This window comes from Pseudomonas graminis, from assembly GCF_004364335.1.
Lineage (GTDB): Bacteria > Pseudomonadota > Gammaproteobacteria > Pseudomonadales > Pseudomonadaceae > Aquipseudomonas > Aquipseudomonas graminis_D.
Genome location: NZ_SOCR01000006.1, coordinates 116,409 through 132,579, shown reverse-complemented (window position 1 = coordinate 132,579; position 16,171 = coordinate 116,409). Strand labels below are relative to the sequence as shown.

Annotated in this window: 14 protein-coding genes; 3 read left to right on the top strand and 11 right to left on the bottom strand. The window is 61.0% G+C overall.

The features are described 5' to 3' along the window. Positions 1-56: 56 nt before the first annotated feature. From purD to EC919_RS12735, 11 genes are all read right to left on the bottom strand, one after another. Entirely contained in the window at positions 57-1,352 is a 1,296-nt protein-coding gene (purD, locus tag EC919_RS12785) for a phosphoribosylamine--glycine ligase (protein ID WP_133774418.1), read from the bottom strand. A gap of 183 nt (positions 1,353-1,535) precedes the next feature. Continuing rightward, the gene (gene purH / locus EC919_RS12780; RefSeq protein ID WP_133774416.1) at positions 1,536-3,143 is read right to left on the bottom strand and encodes a bifunctional phosphoribosylaminoimidazolecarboxamide formyltransferase/IMP cyclohydrolase; all 1,608 of its coding nucleotides are present in this window, start codon (positions 3,141-3,143) and stop codon (positions 1,536-1,538) included. Between the two features lie 78 nt (positions 3,144-3,221). Continuing rightward, positions 3,222-3,542: a DNA-binding transcriptional regulator Fis gene (fis, locus tag EC919_RS12775; protein ID WP_015093301.1), complete on the bottom strand. Its 321-nt coding sequence runs from the start codon at positions 3,540-3,542 to the stop codon at positions 3,222-3,224. Next, a complete protein-coding gene (dusB, locus tag EC919_RS12770) occupies positions 3,539-4,552 on the bottom strand; it encodes a tRNA dihydrouridine synthase DusB (RefSeq protein WP_122533752.1) in 1,014 nt (337 codons plus the stop codon). Before dusB ends, fis begins: the two co-directional genes overlap by 4 nt. 276 nt (positions 4,553-4,828) lie before the next feature. Then, positions 4,829-6,211 (bottom strand): DUF3426 domain-containing protein, encoded by a 1,383-nt coding sequence (locus EC919_RS12765; RefSeq protein ID WP_133774413.1) that lies wholly within the window; start codon positions 6,209-6,211, stop codon positions 4,829-4,831. Between the two features lie 55 nt (positions 6,212-6,266). Further along, positions 6,267-7,145: a 50S ribosomal protein L11 methyltransferase gene (gene prmA / locus EC919_RS12760; RefSeq protein ID WP_133774411.1), complete on the bottom strand. Its 879-nt coding sequence runs from the start codon at positions 7,143-7,145 to the stop codon at positions 6,267-6,269. Between the two features lie 302 nt (positions 7,146-7,447). After that, entirely contained in the window at positions 7,448-8,797 is a 1,350-nt protein-coding gene (gene accC, locus EC919_RS12755) for an acetyl-CoA carboxylase biotin carboxylase subunit (RefSeq protein ID WP_133774409.1), read from the bottom strand. 17 nt (positions 8,798-8,814) lie between these two features. Continuing rightward, on the bottom strand, positions 8,815-9,270 hold the full coding sequence (gene accB / locus EC919_RS12750; protein ID WP_133774407.1) for an acetyl-CoA carboxylase biotin carboxyl carrier protein: 456 nt from the start codon (positions 9,268-9,270) through the stop codon (positions 8,815-8,817). 80 nt (positions 9,271-9,350) lie between these two features. After that, positions 9,351-9,803, bottom strand: a complete 453-nt coding sequence (gene aroQ / locus EC919_RS12745) for a type II 3-dehydroquinate dehydratase (protein WP_133774405.1) — start codon at positions 9,801-9,803, stop codon at positions 9,351-9,353. A gap of 152 nt (positions 9,804-9,955) precedes the next feature. After that, positions 9,956-11,752 (bottom strand): protein-disulfide reductase DsbD, encoded by a 1,797-nt coding sequence (locus EC919_RS12740; protein ID WP_133774403.1) that lies wholly within the window; start codon positions 11,750-11,752, stop codon positions 9,956-9,958. A 115-nt stretch (positions 11,753-11,867) separates the two neighbouring features. Continuing rightward, positions 11,868-13,532 (bottom strand): response regulator, encoded by a 1,665-nt coding sequence (locus EC919_RS12735; RefSeq protein ID WP_133774402.1) that lies wholly within the window; start codon positions 13,530-13,532, stop codon positions 11,868-11,870. A gap of 382 nt (positions 13,533-13,914) precedes the next feature. Between EC919_RS12735 and EC919_RS12730 the strand changes: the two genes are divergently transcribed. From EC919_RS12730 to EC919_RS12720, 3 genes are all read left to right on the top strand, one after another. After that, positions 13,915-15,006: a DUF2333 family protein gene (locus EC919_RS12730; RefSeq protein ID WP_133774400.1), complete on the top strand. Its 1,092-nt coding sequence runs from the start codon at positions 13,915-13,917 to the stop codon at positions 15,004-15,006. Between the two features lie 3 nt (positions 15,007-15,009). After that, positions 15,010-15,555: an NUDIX hydrolase gene (locus EC919_RS12725; protein WP_133774398.1), complete on the top strand. Its 546-nt coding sequence runs from the start codon at positions 15,010-15,012 to the stop codon at positions 15,553-15,555. Between the two features lie 163 nt (positions 15,556-15,718). Next, positions 15,719-16,090, top strand: a complete 372-nt coding sequence (locus EC919_RS12720; protein ID WP_133774396.1) for a translation initiation factor Sui1 — start codon at positions 15,719-15,721, stop codon at positions 16,088-16,090. Positions 16,091-16,171 lie beyond the last annotated feature (81 nt).

The window sequence follows — 16,171 nt, the reverse complement described above, 5'->3', positions numbered from 1 at the left end:
GGGGCACCGGATGACCGATCAGCGACTCAACGAGGAATCGCCGATCGGGCCGAGGCTCACGCCAGATCTTCGCCGCGTTCCCGGGCAATGGCGCGATAGCCAATGTCCTTGCGGTAAAAACAACCTTTCCAGTCAATCTTTGCAGCCAGTTCGTACGCTTGCTTCTGCGCATCGCCAACGGTGTCGCCCAGCGCTGTCGCGCACAGCACGCGACCGCCGGAAGTGACGATACGGCCATCCTGCAATGAGGTGCCAGCGTGGAACACTTTACCCGGCAACGCGGCCGCAGTGTCCAGCCCGTGAATCTCGTCGCCCTTGGCGTAGTCGGCCGGGTAGCCACCGGCTGCCAGCACAATGCCCAGGCTCGGACGCGGGTCCCACTGAGCATCCGCCGTATCCAGCGTTTGCGCCAGAGCGGCTTCGACCAGCGACACCAGGCTCGACTGCAAACGCAGCATGACCGGCTGGGTTTCCGGATCACCGAAGCGGCAGTTGAACTCGATGACTTTCGGGTTGCCGGCCTTGTCGATCATCAGACCAGCATAGAGGAAACCGGTGTAAATGTTGCCCTCGGCGGCCATGCCCCTGACGGTCGGCCATATGACCTGATCCATCACGCGCTGGTGAACCTCGGCGGTAACCACCGGGGCCGGGGAATATGCACCCATGCCGCCGGTGTTCGGGCCGCTGTCGCCGTCGCCAACGCGTTTGTGGTCCTGACTTGTGGCCATGGGCAGCACGTTCTTGCCGTCGACCATGACAATGAAGCTGGCTTCCTCACCGTCGAGGAATTCCTCGATCACCACGCGTGAACCTGCGTCGCCGAAGGCATTGCCGGCCAGCATGTCACGCACGGCGTCTTCCGCTTCGGCGAGGGTCATCGCGACGATCACGCCCTTGCCCGCTGCCAGGCCGTCGGCCTTGATGACGATCGGCGCGCCCTTTTCTTGCAGGTACGCCAGTGCCGGCTCGATTTCGGTGAAGTTCTGGTAATCGGCAGAGGGAATAGCGTGGCGCGCCAGGAAATCCTTGGTGAATGCCTTGGAGCCTTCCAGCTGTGCGGCGCCCTTGGTCGGGCCGAAGCACTTCAGACCGCGAGCGCGGAACAGGTCGACGACACCGGCCACCAGCGGCACTTCCGGACCGACGATGGTCAGCGCGACGTTCTTCTCGGCGAAGTCGGCCAGTTGCTCCAGCGCCAGCACGTCGATGGCGACGTTTTCACACTTGGCTTCAGTGGCAGTGCCGGCGTTGCCGGGGGCGACGAAGACCTTCTCGACACGAGCGTCCTGCGCGACCTTCCAGGCCAGAGCGTGTTCACGGCCACCGCTGCCAATGATCAAAACATTCATTTCTAAAACCTCAATAACGACAACGCGTAAAAATCCGAAGGCAAAAAGCGTGGGACGCCGAACGCAGACTGTGGGACCGGCTTTAGCCGGGAAGAGGACAGTACATCCGACACATCTGTCGGGTCAGTCATGCCGCCTTCCCGGCTAAAGCCGGTCCTACAAAAGCCAACAGCGTAAACCGTATTAGTGACGGAAATGGCGCATGCCGGTGAATACCATCGCGATACCCGCTTCGTCCGCTGCCGCAATCACCTCGGCGTCACGCATCGAGCCGCCTGGCTGGATCACTGCCGTGATGCCGACCTTGGCCGCGTTGTCGATGCCGTCGCGGAACGGGAAGAATGCATCTGACGCCATGACAGCACCCTGCACCTGCAAACCGGCATGTTCGGCCTTGATCGCAGCAATGCGCGCCGAGTTCACGCGGCTCATCTGGCCTGCGCCGACGCCGATGGTCTGGCGGTTCTTGGCGTAGACGATGGCATTGGACTTCACGTACTTGGCGACTTTCCAGGCGAAGATCAGGTCGTGGACTTCCTGCTCCGTCGGCGCGCGCCGGGTAACCACCTTCAGGTCGTCGGCGCCGATCATGCCGATGTCGCGGCTCTGCACCAGCAGGCCACCGTTGACCCGCTTGTAATCCCAGGCCGGCGCGCGTTCTGCGTCCCACTGGCCGCTGGTCAACAGGCGCACATTGGCTTTACTGGCGATGATGGCCTGAGCTTCGGCGCTGACGCTCGGGGCGATGATCACTTCGACGAACTGACGCTCGACGATGGCCTTGGCCGTCTCGGCATCCAGTTCACGGTTGAAGGCGATGATGCCGCCGAACGCCGATTCGCTGTCGGTGGCATAGGCCAGTTTGTAGGCCTGACGAATGCCGCCTTCCGTATCCAGGCTTACTGCAACGCCGCACGGGTTGGCGTGCTTGACGATGACGCAGGCGGGTTTGACGAAGCTCTTCACGCACTCAAGCGCCGCGTCGGTATCGGCCACGTTGTTGTAGGAAAGCTCTTTGCCTTGCAGTTGGGTCGCGGTGGCGATGCCCACTTCGGCAGGCTTGGCCTCGACGTAGAACGCCGCGCTCTGGTGCGGGTTCTCGCCGTAGCGCATTTCCTGCGCCTTGATGAACTGAGTGTTGAAGGTACGCGGGAATTCGCTGCGGCCTTCGGTGCTCAGGGTTTCAGCGGACTGGTCAACGCTGCCCAGGTAGTTGGCGATCATGCCGTCGTAGGCAGCGGTGTGCTCGAAGGCCTTGAGCATCAGGTCGAAGCGCTGCGCGTAGGTCAGGCCGCCGGCCTTGAGGCTTTCCAGCACGTGGGTGTAATCGCTGGCGTTGACGACAATGGCGACGTCTTTGTGGTTTTTGGCAGCGGAGCGAACCATGGTCGGGCCGCCGATATCGATGTTCTCGATGGCGGTCGGCAGATCGCAGCCCGGCTTGGAAACCGTCGCTTCGAACGGGTAGAGATTCACGGCGACCAGATCGATCGGCTTGATGCCGTGTTCGTTCATGATGGCGTCGTCGATACCGCGACGGCCCAGAATGCCGCCGTGGATTTTCGGGTGCAGGGTTTTGACGCGGCCATCCATCATTTCCGCGAAGCCGGTGTAGTCGGCGACTTCTACCGCGGCAACGCCGTTGTCCTTGAGCAGCTTGAACGTACCGCCAGTGGAGAGGATCTCGACACCGAGGGCTTGGAGTTCACGCGCGAATTCAAGAATACCGGTCTTGTCGGATACGCTGATCAAGGCGCGGCGGATCGGCAGGCGGGTCGTCTGGTCGGTCATCTCAACTTCCATCAAAAGCAAAAGAATTTTGCAAAAAAAACGACCGCATTGAAGTGAGGTCGCTTGTTTTTCGGATGCTTACAGCAGGTCGTACTGCTTGAGTTTCTTGCGCAGGGTACCGCGATTCAGCCCCAGCATTTCGGAGGCCTTGGTCTGGTTGCCCTTGACGTAGTTCATCACGCACTCGAGCAACGGCGCCTCGACTTCCGAGAGCACCAGGTTGTAGACATCAGTGACGGCCGCACCTTCCAGATGAGCGAAGTAGTTGTGCAACGCCTTCTCGACGCTTCCGCGCAGGGTCTGACCCTCTTCGCTCGGCGTATTGAGGTGTTGTTTCAAATTGACGTTGTCGCTCACGGGTGTTGTTCCACTCACTAAAGTCTCAGTCATCATCGTCATGCGGCCACCTCTTCTTCGTTCCCTGCTGGGCGGGATTTATCGCGCTGGGAAAAGAACTCCCGAACGTTGGCGCACTGTGCTTCTGTATCGTCCAAACGGTTGAAAAGGGCGCGAAACTCCCTGGCGCCCGGCAACGTTGCGAGGTACCAGCCGACGTGTTTGCGGGCGATTCGCACGCCCATCACGTCGCCATAGAACGTGTGAAGCGCAGCCAGATGCTCTAGCAGAATGCGTTCCACTTCACCGACAGGCAGACCCGGAAGTTTTTCCCCGGTCTGCAGGTAGTGTTCTATCTCGCGAAAAATCCATGGGCGCCCTTGGGCAGCCCGGCCTATCAACAGCCCGTCGGCGCCGGTCGCGTCGAGGACGTAGCGGGCCTTTTCCGGTGAATCGATGTCGCCGTTGGCAAATACCGGGATAGACACCGCCTGCTTGATGGCGGCGATGGTGTCGTACTCGGCTTCACCGGTGTAGAGATCGGCACGGGTTCGCCCGTGCACCGCCAGCGCCTGAATGCCGGCTTGTTCGGCAATTCTGGCGACGGTCAGACCATTCTTGTTCGCCCGGTCCCAGCCGGTGCGAATCTTCAGCGTGACCGGTACCTCGACTGCCGCGACCACTGCGTGCAGGATTTCGGTCACTAGCTGTTCATCTTTCAACAGCGCCGACCCGGCGGCCTTGTTGCAGACCTTTTTCGCCGGGCAACCCATGTTGATGTCGATGATCTGCGCGCCGAGTTCGACGTTGGCGCGTGCTGCGTCCGCAAGCATCTGCGGGTCCCCGCCAGCGATCTGTACCGAGCGTGGCTCGGGATCGCCTTCGTGAATCATGCGCAACCGCGACTTGCGGCTGTTCCAGAGGCTCATGTCGCTGGTGACCATTTCCGAGACCACCAGGCCTGCGCCGAGCTGGCGACAGAGTTGTCGGAAGGGCTGGTCGGTGACACCCGCCATCGGGGCGAGAATCAAGCCGTTTTGCAATGTGTAAGGGCCGATGCGTACCGCCGACATAGGGTGACCTGTTGTGGGGCCGAATCACGAGGTCTGGTCCGAAAAGTGCTTCAGCGCCAATTCAGACGGGACCCAGAGTATGAAAAAGGGTGGGCATGATACCCGCTCTCGATGACTGGATAAAGGCTGAATTGGATAAAATCTGAACAGTTCCGTTCTTAACGCGAACGGTTAGGTTTAGGCCGCTATCGTCATAAAAGTGTCGTCGGATTTCGGGCATCCCGTCTCGCGCAGGTGCTGCATTTCGGTGCAGACAAACCCGCAGAGCACAGGGATTTACTCCGGCGAACGGAAGCTCAGGCTGTAGTTCGCCGCTTTGGGTCCCGGGTCGAGGATGTCCAGCGCGATATGGATCGGCGTCTGTGGCGGCATTTCGTCCTTGCCGGCCAGCTCGCCGCTCAGGTACTCGCCCGGTTTGAATCGGCGGCTGGCGATCAACTGACCCGTCGCATCGGCAAAGCGTAGTTCGAGCAGCGGGAACGGCTGGGAAAAGGACGCACGGTTATAGATGATCGCGTCGACGACCAGTGCGCCTTGAAATTCGGGGTGGCTGCGCACGACAAGGTTGCTGCTCTTGAGCAGTTTGATATCGACCTTGGAGGGTACCTTGCAGCCGAGTGTCGGGCACAGATCCTGGAAGAGGGGGCGGTACTGATCCTGTCGCGCCAGCTCCTCGAAATGGTAGGCAATGTACTGGCCGGCCAGCGCGCCCAGCGCAATCAGGATCAACAGCATCCACAGCAGGCGACGCCCCCAGCGCGGTTTGGGTTTCTGCCAGGACAACTGCAGCGGGTCATCCGTCAGGTCGAGCAGCGCTCTGTCCCGCAGGCCCGGTTCGTTGCGCCCGCCACGCTTGCCGTCGGCAGCGGCGTGCGGGGCCTCATCGTCTTCATCATCATCGTGACGGGCGCTGAGGCAATCCTGATTGTCGTGTGTGTCCAGGGCAGAAAAGCGTTCCGACGACGGCTGATCGTCAGCATCGGCTTGAGGCTTCAGCGTATGGGTGTGAGCGGGTTCGTCATCCAGATCGTCCGGGGTCAGCGAGAATGACGGCTCGGTGCGATGACGTTCCTGCTGGTTGATCGGCTCGTCCAGCGGGCCTTCGTCTATCGTGTGGTCGGTGTGCTCTTCGTGTTCCTCGACGACTTCGGCGCGCAGTTCGGGCAGCCGGTCGACATCGTCGTGACTCATGCCGTGGGCCCACGACTCCTGCGCGACGTCGGGCTCGTCGCGTCGGGCGCTAAAGGACTCGACTTCGTCGTGGTCGCGCGCCTTGCTGACCCGCCCGAAGGACTCGGGGAGCTGAATCTCGCGCTGTTCGAGGCGGGCGAGTTCCACGTCGAGATCGTCCAGGTCCAGGCTGTCCAGATCAACTTCACGCTCTTCACGCTTGACCGGCAGCGGCGCAGGCTGGGTCACGACGAGTGACTGCGGGGCGAGGATCTCCGGCTTTTTCTCAACGCTTTCGGCGTTTGGCGCGGAGGGCGACGGCGTTTCCGGGGTTGTCCCGCCGCGTTGTTCCAACAGCTGTTTCGCGGCGTTGAACACCTGCAGGCATGAGCCACAGCGCACCATACCCCGGGCCACGCTCAACTGAGCGTGACTGACGCGGAAACTGGTCTGGCAATGCGGGCACTGAGTGACGAAGCTGTCGGTCATGCGGGTATCCGGGGTTAAAGAGCGCCTGATGGTTGGATCTTAGGGCAACTGGCTGTCAGCGGCGACGACCGGTGATCCGCACCCAGCCTTCGCGGTTGGCGATCGGGTCCAGATCGAAGGTGTCAGCGTAGGCGGCAGCGACTTCATCGCCTTGCTCGGCAAGGATGCCGGACAGCGCCAGACGGCCACCGGGTTTGACCAGACTCGCCAGCTGCGGCGCGAGAGCAACCAATGGGCCCGCCAGGATGTTGGCCACCAGCACGTCGGCCGGCACCTGGGGCAGGTCTTCGGGCAAGTACAACGGGAATTTCTCGGCCGGGACGTTGTTGCGGCCGGCGTTGTCGCGCGAGGCTTCAAGGGCCTGGACGTCGATGTCGGTGCCGACGGCCTGTTCAGCGCCCAGCAGCAGCGCGGCGATGGCGAGAATGCCGGAGCCGCAGCCGAAATCGAGCACGTTGCAGTCGGCGAGGTCCTGGCCGTCGAGCCACTCAAGGCATAACGCGGTGGTCGGATGGGTACCCGTGCCGAATGCCAGGCCCGGGTCGAGCAACAGATTGACCGCATCGGGCTGCGGCGCGGCGTGCCAGCTTGGCACGATCCACAACCGCTGGCCGAAGCGCATCGGATTGAAGTTGTCCATCCAGCTGCGTTCCCAGTCCTGATCTTCGATCACTTCGTGGGTGTGTTCCGGCAGCTCGGCGTCGGTGAGCAATCTCAGGTGAGCGAGCACGTGATCGGCATCGGTGTCGGCTTCGAACAGCGCCAGCAAGTGCGTGTGCGACCACAGCGGCGTGGTGTTCAGCTCTGGCTCGAAGATCGGCTGGTCTTCAGCGTCCATGAACGTCACCGATACGGCGCCGACTTCGAGCAGGGCGTCTTCGTAGATTTCGGCTTGTTCTGGGCTAATGGCGAGACGGACTTGCAGCCAAGGCATGGCGGGTGACCTTCGAGTTGAAAAATTGAAAGGCGGCCGACGGCCACGAAAGACCGGGAAGTTTACGGTGTTCGTGAAGAAACAACAAAGCGGGTGTGGCAGTGAGGCTGGGAAAGTGGGACCGGCTTTAGCCGGGAATGCGTTAAGCGTCACACCGCGAAGGTGATGTCGGTCACCCAGGCCTCTTCCCGGCTAAAGCCGGTCCCACAGGATGGGCGCGTCCCAAAATCCAGAGGCCCGACCGAAAAACAACAAAGCCGCTCGAGAGCGGCTTTGTTGGTCTGCAGCACGTTACTGGTGGATCAATGCTTTTCAGCGGCCAGCTTGTGTTCCAGGTAGTGGATGTTGACGCCGCCTTCGCAGAAGCCTTCATCGCGGGTCAGGTCACGGTGCAGCGGGATGTTGGTCTTGATCCCGTCGACCACGATTTCATCCAGGGCGTTACGCATGCGCGCCATGGCTTCATCGCGGGTTGCGCCCCAGGTGATCAGCTTGGCGATCAACGAGTCGTAGTTGGACGGAACCTTGTAGCCGCTGTACAGGTGCGAATCCACACGCACGCCATTACCGCCCGGCGCGTGGAAATGCTTGACCAGGCCCGGGCTCGGGACGAAGGTCTTCGGATCTTCAGCGTTGATCCGGCACTCCAGCGAATGCCCGTGAATGACGACGTCATCCTGGGTAAACGACAGCTTGTTGCCAGCGGCGATGCTGAGCATCTCCTTGACGATGTCGATACCGGTGACCATCTCCGAAACCGGGTGCTCCACCTGAACACGGGTGTTCATTTCGATGAAGTAGAAACGGCCGTTCTCGTACAGGAACTCGAACGTGCCGGCGCCACGGTAGCCGATGTCGATACACGCTTTCACACAGGCCGCGAACACGTCCTTGCGGGCTTGTTCGTCGATGAAGGGTGCCGGCGCTTCTTCCAGAACCTTCTGGTGGCGGCGCTGCAACGAGCAGTCGCGATCGCCCAGGTGAATCGCCTGGCCCTGACCGTCGGAAATCACCTGCACTTCCACGTGACGCGGATTGGTCAGGTATTTCTCCAGGTAGACCATCGGGTTGCTGAACCAGGCAGCCGCTTCAGCGCGGGTCTGCTTGGCCGCTTCGATCAGGTCTTCTTCCTTGTGCACCACGCGCATGCCGCGACCACCACCGCCGCCAGCGGCCTTGATGATCACCGGATAGCCGACTTCACGGCCGATGCGCAGCGCGGTTTCTTCGTCTTCCGGCAACGGGCCGTCGGAACCGGGAACGGTTGGCACCTTGGCAAGCTTCATGGCGTCTTTGGCGGACACCTTGTCGCCCATCAGGCGAATGGTTTCGGCTTTCGGGCCAATGAACGCGAAGCCGGATTTCTCGACCTGCTCGGCAAAGTCTGCGTTTTCCGCGAGGAAACCGTAGCCCGGGTGAATCGCCGTGGCGCCGGTCAGCTCTGCAGCCGAAATAATGGCCGGAATGTTCAGGTACGACAGATTGGCTGGCGCCGGGCCGATACAGACGGTTTCGTCTGCCAGGCCAAGGTGCATCAGCTCACGGTCTGCCGTGGAATGGACCGCGACGGTCTTGATGCCCAGTTCTTTACAGGCACGCAAGATGCGCAAGGCGATTTCGCCGCGGTTGGCGATCAGGACTTTTTCCAACATCGCAGGCTCTCCCCGGTTCAAACGATGGTGAACAGCGGCTGGTCATACTCAACCGGCTGACCGTTTTCTACCAGGATGGATTCGATCGTGCCGCTGACTTCAGCTTCGATGTGGTTCATCATTTTCATCGCTTCAACGATGCAGATGGTGTCGCCTTTCTTGACGGTCTTGCCGACTTCAACGAACGCTGGCGAGCCAGGCGCTGGAGTGCGGTAGAAGGTACCGACCATCGGCGATTTGATGACGCTGCCGTTGTACTTCGGAGCAGAGGGCGCTTCGGCGGCAGCCGCCACTGGCGCAGCAGCCGGGGCAGGTGCCGGAGCGGCAACCGGGGCAGGCGCGTAGTACTGTTGTGCTGGAGTCTTGCTGTGACGGCTGATCCGTACGGACTCTTCGCCTTCACGGATTTCCAGTTCGTCGATGCCGGACTCTTCCAGCAATTCGATCAGTTTCTTGACTTTACGGATATCCATTAATCATCAACTCCCAAGGGACGGTCAGGGGGATTTGGTAGCCGGTTCCGGCGGTTTGGCTCAGTACGGGACTGTGCCGTTCACGCTTTCGAACTCTTGGCCAATTGTTCCAGGGCGGCCTCCAGGGCCAGTCGGTAACCGCTGGCGCCAAGGCCGCAGATCACGCCTACAGCAACATCTGAAAAGTAGGAGTGATGGCGGAAAGGTTCGCGCTTGTGCACGTTTGACAGGTGCACTTCGATGAATGGGATGCTCACTCCCAGCAGCGCGTCACGTATCGCAACGCTTGTGTGCGTAAAAGCAGCCGGATTGATCAGGATGAAATCCACGCCTTCATCGCGTGCAGCGTGGATGCGATCGATCAACTCGTATTCAGCGTTGCTCTGCAGGTGCATCAGGTGGTGACCGGCTTCGCGCGCGCGCTGTTCCAGATCCTGGTTGATATCGGCCAACGTGATCGAGCCATAGATCCCCGGTTCCCGGGTTCCCAGCAGGTTCAGGTTAGGTCCGTGAAGAACCAGAAAAGTCGCCATCGAGTGTTCCTTGTTGTGCGCGTTTTCGACGCTCACGTACAGAGTGAGCCGCTGATGGGCAGCGACTATGCCGGAAAGGACGATGGACTGTCCAGTTACCCACAATATTCAGCACGATGCCCGATGTTTGCGCGAAGTTTGTGACCATGACGCTAAATTTGGTCATTTGCTCTAGAAAGTCGCTCTGCGAACGCTTCGACGTCGATTTCGCCGACGACACGCACATTTGCCAGCTCGTTGCCGTTTTTTCCGAAAAACAACAGCGCGGGAGGGCCGAACAGTTTGTAGCGATCCAGCAAGGCGCGTTGCTCGGCGCTGCTGTCAGTCATGTCGAAACGGATCAGCCTGAAAGCGCCCAACTGACTGACGATTTTCGGATCCGGCAAAACCTCATGCTCGATGACCTTGCAGCTGATGCACCAGTCGGCGTACCAGTCGACCAGCACCGGTTGGCCCGCGCTTTTGGATTCCGCAAGAATCCGGTCGAGCTCACTCGCCTGGGTCACCGTCTGCCAGCGGCTTTCTGGCGTCGGTTGAGCACGGCCCGAAATGACCTGGGATTGCCCGATTGGACGCAATGGATCGGACTGACCGCTTAACGCGCCGTACCAGCAGGCAAGGGCGTAGACCAGCAAGAACAGGCCCAGCAGGTGGGCGAGGCGACCCCGCGTCGTCTTTTCGCTGAACTCCAGCGCGCCCATGAACAGCGCAATGCCGGCACATAGCAGCCCGATCAGCAGCAACGTGGCTTGCCCCGGAATTACCCGGCTGAGCAAACCGATGGCCAGGGCCAGCAACAGCACGCCGATCGCATTCTTGACCGCGACCAGCCACGGCCCGCTTTTCGGCAGCCACGCCGCGCCGCCCGTTGCCACCAGCACCAGCGGCGCGCCCATGCCCAGGCCCAGAGCGAACAGCTTCAAGGCCCCGCCCAGCGCATCGCCGCTCGCACTTATATAAAGCAATGCGCCGGCCAGTGGTGCCGAGACACAAGGCGAGACCAGCAGGCTTGAGACCACGCCCAGAACGGCCGCGCCCCACAAAGACCCGCCTTGGGTATTGCCGGCGATGCGGTCCAGTCTGTCATTGAGCGCGCGGGGCAGGCGCAGCTCGAACGCGCCGAACATGGCGACGGCAAACAGCGCAAAGAACCCGGCGAACGGCACGAGTACCCACGCCGATTGCAGTCGCGCCTGCAAATTCAGGCTGGCGCCGAACATGCCCATCACTGCGCCAAGGATGGCAAAGCAGATCGCCATCGGCAGAACGTAGGCCAAGGACAACGAGAACCCGCGCAGCCCGCCGATCTGCCCGCGCAGGACGACGCCGGAGAGGATCGGCAGCATCGGCAGCACGCATGGTGTGAAGGTCAGGCCGACGCCGGCGAGGAAAAACAGCGCCAGTTGTTTCCAGCTGAAGGACGGCATCTGTTGCTCGTTGCCAGATGGCGCAGAAGCAGATGCGCTGACTGCTGAGGTCGCGCTGCCGCCGATGCTTAAGCGCTCGGTTTCCGGTGGGTAGCAGAGCCCTTTGTCAGCGCAGCCTTGATAGGTAACGACAAGGGTGAAGGGCCGGGTGTCTCCGGCTTCGCGCGGCAGACTGACGTCGAGAATGCCGTGATAGACCTCAACGTCGCCAAAGTACTCGTCGTGTTTCTTTTCGCCGTCTGGCAGTTGCGCGGCGCCGAGGCCGATGTCGGCGGGCTCGGTGCGGAACTGAAAGCGATGGCGATACAGGTAGTAGCCTTCAGTGGCGACAAACTGCAGCTTGATGGCTTCAGGGGTGGTGTCGCTCAGGTTCAGCTGGAACGCCTGCCGAACAGGCAGGAAGTCTTTGCTGTTGTCGACTGCTGCGCCGCCCAGTGTGGGGCTCGATCTGTTCTCCAGAAAGCTTGCACCGAGAGCGGGCAGGGCACAGATCAGCAGTAACAGACAAAGCAGGCGGCGCATGGCGGTCTCGCATCACAGAAGTCCGCGCATGATAGCGGAGTGGCTGCGGGCGTGCAGGGAGGGCAGTAGTTCTTCGGTCTGAAGTTGGTCTGAAAATGATGCAGGACGCAGCCAGCTAAACGATGTCCGGCTGGGTGTGTTTGCTCAGGGGCGACACTGCTGAATGTACTTCTAGCCCATGCACTTGGTTGCGGCCTGCTTTTTTTGCGCGGTACAGCGCTTCGTCTGCTTGCGAGGTCATCATCAGTGCGTCGTCGTGCTCGGCAATTTCCACTACCCCGGCGCTGAACGTGCAGAACAGATCCACCGGCTGCGCGGGGTAGTGGATTTCGGCGAAGCGCTGGCGGATTTCGTCGAGCACCCCATGGGCGGCCGCGAGGTCAGTGTCCGGCATGACCACGGCAAACTCTTCACCGCCATAGCGACCGATGTAGTCGGTCTTGCGCAGGCGTTGCTTGAGGAACAGCGCCAGGCTCTTGATCACACGGTCGCCCATGGGGTGGCCGTGGCTGTCGTTGACCTTCTTGAAGTGGTCGATATCCAGCATGGCGAAGCTGAGCGGCTTGTTCTCGCGCCGCGAGCGGAAGCTGCAATCTTCCAGCAGTTGCAGGATGTGCGTGTGGTTGTACAGGCCGGTCAGGCTGTCGCGCACCATTCGGGCCTTGAGGTTGCGTGCCCGTGCCGCGCGATTGCGCACAGTGGTGATCAAATGACGAGGCTTGATCGGTTTGGTGAGAAAGTCGTCACCGCCTTCGCTCATCGCATCCAGCTGTTTATCCAGATCGTCCTCAGCCGAAAGGTAAATGATCGGCACGCTGACGTAGCGGTCATTGTGGCGGATCACCTTGGCCAGTTCGGTACCGGTGCAGCCGGGCATGTACATGTCGAGGATGATCAGGTCAGGCTGAAATTCGGCCAGCTCAGGCATGGTCTTGATCGGGTCGAGCAAGGTCCGGGTGACGATGCCGGCGCCGTTGAGCAAGCGCTCGGTGTGCGTCGCCTGGGCACGGGAATCGTCGATGATCAACACTTTGTAGGGTTCGTACTGCGCGACCCGGGTCAGAATTTCGATTTTTTCCAGCAGGCTTGAGGCCTCCAGCGTACCGGTCAGAAATTCTTCGCCACCGGCGCGCACGGCGGCGAGGCGCGTGGGCGTGTCCGTCTCGTGATGGCTGAAAAACAGCAGCGGCAGTTTTTGTTCGAGTCCTTCCTGCATCTGGGTGGCGAGCTTCAGGCCCTCGCCCGCGCCACCAAAGTCGACGTCCATGACGACGGCGGCGGGCAAGCGCTCGGCCATGGTCATGTGGAACGTATCGACGCTGCCGAGGGACTGCGCGCTCAGGCCGAAGAATTCAAGTTGCTTGGCCAGACGCTCGCCGCGTTCGTGATCCTCCAGCACGATGTAAATCGGCTTGCGCAGGGGGGGCAGGGCGGTTTGCTCAAGTCGGTCGCCATGCCTGAGGCCGGTTCGGGAAAGGCGTTGCATCAGCCGATTGAGATCAGTAATGAGGGCGCTGCTCAAGCGGCCACGGTTGGCCCGGACGTCAAGCAACGCCGCGTTAATCGCGGTGGCCAGTTGCACGTGCTCGGTCTGTTCGAAACGTTCAGCGAAGCGCAGCAGCCGCTGGTTGGCCTCGGTGATTTCAGTCAGGTCCGTTGCCGACCATTCACTTTGCTGCAGGCGCTGCCACACCTCAAGAATCTGACGAGCCTGATGAATAACGCGTTGGGCAAAATGGTGTTTGAGCCGGTCGCGGCTCGGATCGTCTGCTTCGGTCATGTCCTGACTTCTTTATAAGGGAATCCCGATACAAATGCTGGCGCTATGCTAGCACTAGTTCTCCCGAGTCAGGACGCCGCAAGTCATTTTCTCGTTGTTTTTTGACGGTTTCATTCGTCAAATTTCTATCTTTAAACGCGTTTGAGTGTTCGAACCCGTGGTTCTATTCAAGGCAGAGCGATCAACCGGTGCGACTACGTGCCGCACGCCCTGGCAGGACCGGCTTCAGCCGGGAGGGCCTCGGAAAAGACAATGCGGCGTTCAGGATCTGCTCGACTCAGCTGCTAAACAATTGCACCTGCCACCACATTCCCTGCCAAACGCACCTTGCTGTAAGGTTGCGGTCAGAAGCACTGAATTCCGTGATTGAAAGGACAAGGCCATGCTGGATTGGAAGAAGCGCGCGGGCAGCGCGGGAACTGAACGCGCTGACGCAAAGCCGATGGGCAAGGCGCCTCGCGGTTATTGGGGCGGCCTGTTGTTCAGTCGCGCCGTCGGGGCCGTGGTGGGTATTTATCTGGTGGTCACCGTGGTGCTCGGCATCTGGTGGAGCAGCGAACCGCCCCTGTTTCCGGTCCAGCAGCAAGCCCAGGCTGCCGCGCAAAGCGAAGGCAAGCAGATGGTGCTGGGCTACACCACCGTCGAAACCCTCAAGACCGTCGCTTCCACTCTGCTGGATAAGCCAGGTGGTTACATCTCCAACGATCGTTCACCGCCCGGCCTGTGGATGGACAACATGCCGAGCTGGGAATACGGCGTGCTGGTCCAGGTGCGCGACTTGAGCCGTGCGCTGCGTAAAGACTTCGCCCGCTCGCAATCCCAGTCCGCCGAAGATGGCGACCTGGCGCGTGCCGAGCCGCTGTTCAACTTCGACAACAAAAGCTGGGTGCTGCCTTCGAGCGAGTCCCAGTACCGCGACGGCATTGCTGCGCTGAGCCGCTACCAGGCGCGCCTGTCTGACCCGAATCAAAAGGGCGCGCTGTTCTACACCCGCGCCGACAACCTGAACAACTGGCTGGGCGACGTCGGTACGCGCCTGGGTTCTCTGTCCCAGCGACTGTCCGCCAGTGTGGGTCGGGTCAAACTGAACAGCACCCTGAAAACCGAGGCGCAGTCCACGGTCACCGTCAAGCCGGGCGAAGTGCCGCAGGTTGACGAAGAAATCGTTGAAACCCCATGGATGCAGATCGACAACGTCTTCTACGAAGCACGCGGTCAGGCCTGGGCTCTGTCGCACTTGCTGCGTGCGATCGAAGTCGATTTCGCCGATGTTCTGGCGAAGAAGAATGCAACCGTCAGCGTGCGTCAGATCATTCGTGAACTGGAAGCCTCGCAAGAGCCGATCTGGAGCCCGATGATCCTCAACGGCAGCCCGTTCGGCATCTTCGCCAACCACTCGCTGGTCATGGCCAACTACTTGTCCCGTGCCAACGCGGCGGTGATTGACCTGCGTCAGCTGCTGTCCCAAGGCTGATCGATGAGCGTTTCCGATCAAGAGGCCGCCCACCGTGCGGCCTCCGACGCCGAGCTGATTGCCTGGGTTGATCGTCACGATCAATCCCTCGGCGCGCTGCCTCGGGCAGAGCTGCGCGAGCGCGGTCTCATCGGACGCGGCACCTACATTTTGCTGTTCAATTCGGCCGGCGAGCTGTGTGTGCATCGACGCACCCTGAGCAAGGCGATTTATCCCGGCTATTGGGATGTAGCGGCCGGCGGTATGGTGCAGGCCGATGAAAGCTACGAGCTCTCGGCGGCGCGCGAACTGGCGGAAGAGCTAGGCGTCTCCGGCGTGCCGCTTACGGCTCACGAGCGGTTCTTCTTCGATCAGCCTGACAACCGACTGTGGTGCGCAGTGTTCTCGGCGGTCTGGGACGGCCCGCTGAAGCTGCAGCCGGAAGAAGTGCTGGAAGCACGCTTTCTCAGCATCGACCAGGTGCTGCGCGAAACCGCTGAAAAGCCTTACTGCCCGGACTCACTGGCCGCCTTTAAGCGCTACTTGGAAGGCGTCGCAAATGTTCCGTAAATTGGCGCATATTTGCACTTAGCATCGGCGCCTTTTGCCGTTACACTGCGCGACTTTTCACGCCGGACCGCCCTTGCGATCCGGTAGCGCCGCCCCTGCCTGAGTGGGGCTTCGCGGTCGGCTCCCGCCGGCCAGACTTCGCTCCTCAACAAGAGGATTGCCGGTGGCCAAAAAAGCCGCATCCTTCGCCGCCCTGGGTGGCCTGGTATTTTCAACCGACGCCGGTCGGCATTGTCCTGACTGCCGTCAGCCCGTCGACGCCTGCACCTGCAAAAGCACACTCATCCCGGAAGGTGATGGCATCTCCCGCGTGCGCCGTGAAAGCAAAGGCCGCGGCGGCAAGACCGTCACGACTGTCACCGGCGTTCCGCTGGCCGAGGACGCGCTCAAGGACCTGGCAAAGACCCTCAAGCAACGTTGCGGAACCGGCGGCGCGCTGAAGGATGGCGTGATCGAAATCCAGGGTGACCACGTCGAAACGCTGTTGGCCGAGCTGATCAAGCAGGGTTTCAAGGCGAAAAAGTCGGGCGGTTGAGCCGTCGGTTTCAAGCCCGTTTATTTTCGTCGTCGGTCTGGCCGCCGTCACCCATGCAAACTCTGCTGCGCAACGCGGGTC

Coding starts and splice junctions, on each gene's coding strand:
- purD (WP_133774418.1), bottom strand. CDS start 1,352: ATGAATGTTTTGATCATTGGCAGCGGTGGCCGTGAACACGCTCTGGCC.
- purH (WP_133774416.1), bottom strand. CDS start 3,143: ATGACCGACCAGACGACCCGCCTGCCGATCCGCCGCGCCTTGATCAGC.
- fis (WP_015093301.1), bottom strand. CDS start 3,542: ATGACGATGATGACTGAGACTTTAGTGAGTGGAACAACACCCGTGAGC.
- dusB (WP_122533752.1), bottom strand. CDS start 4,552: ATGTCGGCGGTACGCATCGGCCCTTACACATTGCAAAACGGCTTGATT.
- EC919_RS12765 (WP_133774413.1), bottom strand. CDS start 6,211: ATGACCGACAGCTTCGTCACTCAGTGCCCGCATTGCCAGACCAGTTTC.
- prmA (WP_133774411.1), bottom strand. CDS start 7,145: ATGCCTTGGCTGCAAGTCCGTCTCGCCATTAGCCCAGAACAAGCCGAA.
- accC (WP_133774409.1), bottom strand. CDS start 8,797: ATGTTGGAAAAAGTCCTGATCGCCAACCGCGGCGAAATCGCCTTGCGC.
- accB (WP_133774407.1), bottom strand. CDS start 9,270: ATGGATATCCGTAAAGTCAAGAAACTGATCGAATTGCTGGAAGAGTCC.
- aroQ (WP_133774405.1), bottom strand. CDS start 9,803: ATGGCGACTTTTCTGGTTCTTCACGGACCTAACCTGAACCTGCTGGGA.
- EC919_RS12740 (WP_133774403.1), bottom strand. CDS start 11,752: ATGCGCCGCCTGCTTTGTCTGTTACTGCTGATCTGTGCCCTGCCCGCT.
- EC919_RS12735 (WP_133774402.1), bottom strand. CDS start 13,532: ATGACCGAAGCAGACGATCCGAGCCGCGACCGGCTCAAACACCATTTT.
- EC919_RS12730 (WP_133774400.1), top strand. CDS start 13,915: ATGCTGGATTGGAAGAAGCGCGCGGGCAGCGCGGGAACTGAACGCGCT.
- EC919_RS12725 (WP_133774398.1), top strand. CDS start 15,010: ATGAGCGTTTCCGATCAAGAGGCCGCCCACCGTGCGGCCTCCGACGCC.